Source organism: Candidatus Paralachnospira sp. LCP21S3_A2 (assembly GCF_052118925.1).
Taxonomy (GTDB): Bacteria; Bacillota; Clostridia; order Lachnospirales; family Lachnospiraceae; genus Lientehia.
This window is the reverse complement of record NZ_JBQKGG010000051.1, coordinates 1-585: the sequence shown is the minus strand read 5'-3', so window position 1 is coordinate 585 and position 585 is coordinate 1. Positions and strand designations below refer to the sequence as shown.

1 pseudogene is annotated in these 585 nt (G+C 57.1%); it reads right to left on the bottom strand.

The features are described 5' to 3' along the window. A pseudogene (locus ACTQ3K_RS12645) lies at positions 1-585 on the bottom strand (hypothetical protein); the annotation flags it as partial.

Genomic DNA, 585 nt, shown 5'->3' with positions numbered 1-585 from the left:
GAGCAGCCGCCCGGTGCTGTCATACTGATACGTGGTGGTGTTCTGGAGCTCATCCGTCACCGTAAGGACCTGCTTCCCGGACGGGTCATACGTCTGGGAGGAGTGGATCCCCGTTCCGGTCCCTTCCGCGTTTATGGAAGAGCTTACCGGGTTTCCGCATGCGTCATAGGAAAACCGGTAAACGGCCCCGTCGGAATTCTTTGCCTCCGTCAGGTTGTTCCGGCTGTCGTAGGTATAGGAAAAATCCGTCCCGTCCGGGCTCACCATCCCCGACAGGTTCCCGTTCCCGTCATACCGGAACTTACTCTGTTCCGCCGCGCTCTTCACATCCGTCAGGTTCCCGTCCTTGTCGTAGACGTAAGTCTCTCCTTCATCCTTCGTGAGCTGGACCCCGTCAAACCAGGCCGCATTACACTGGTCATCATAAACGAGCCGGATATTGATGGCATAATACCGGTTCTTCGTATCCGCATTCCCGTCATCGGTGGTGAACACCCCGCCGCCGTACTGCCAGCCTTTTACATAAGGGTCAAAGTCGAACCGGTGGGATTTTGTCGTCCCGTTGCTGTAGCAGACCTGGGCCTC